This window comes from Aromatoleum toluolicum (genome assembly GCF_012911005.2).
Lineage (GTDB): Bacteria > Pseudomonadota > Gammaproteobacteria > Burkholderiales > Rhodocyclaceae > Aromatoleum > Aromatoleum toluolicum.
Genome location: NZ_WTVS01000184.1, coordinates 1 through 608 on the forward strand (window position 1 = coordinate 1; position 608 = coordinate 608).

Genomic DNA, 608 nt, shown 5'->3' on the forward strand with positions numbered 1-608 from the left:
CGCGTGGCACGTCGAGCACGGCGCGAAGTTCGAGGAAGTGGGGCAGTGGATGCGCCCGTGGTACTTCCCGCGCGGCAACGAATCCATGTTTGATGCGGTGCAGCGCGAATGCCGCGCCGTGCGCGAGAGCGTGGGCATCCTCGACGCCTCGACGCTGGGCAAGATCGAGATCCAGGGCAAGGACGCGCGCGAGTTCCTCAACCGCCTGTACACCAACGCCTGGACCAAGCTCGACGTCGGCAAGTGCCGCTACGGCCTCATGTGCAAGGACGACGGCATGGTGATGGACGACGGCGTCACCGCCTGCATCGCCGAGAACCACTTCCACATGACGACCACCACCGGTGGCGCCGCGGCGGTGCTCGACTGGATGGAGCTGTGGCACCAGACCGAATGGCCCGAGCTCGAGGTGTACTTCAACTCGGTGACCGACCACTGGGCGGCGATGGCGATCAACGGCCCGAATGCGCGCAAACTCCTCGCCGAACTCACCGACGACATCGACCTCTCGGGCGAGAACTTCAAGTTCATGGACTGGCGCGCAGGCACGGTCGCGGGGGTGCCCGCGCGCGTCTTCCGCATCTCCTTCACCGGCGAGCTCTCGTTTG

1 pseudogene is annotated in these 608 nt (G+C 66.0%); it reads left to right on the plus strand.

The annotated features are described in order from the left end of the window. Positions 1–608: pseudogene (locus GPA27_RS28280) on the plus strand (sarcosine oxidase subunit alpha); the annotation flags it as partial.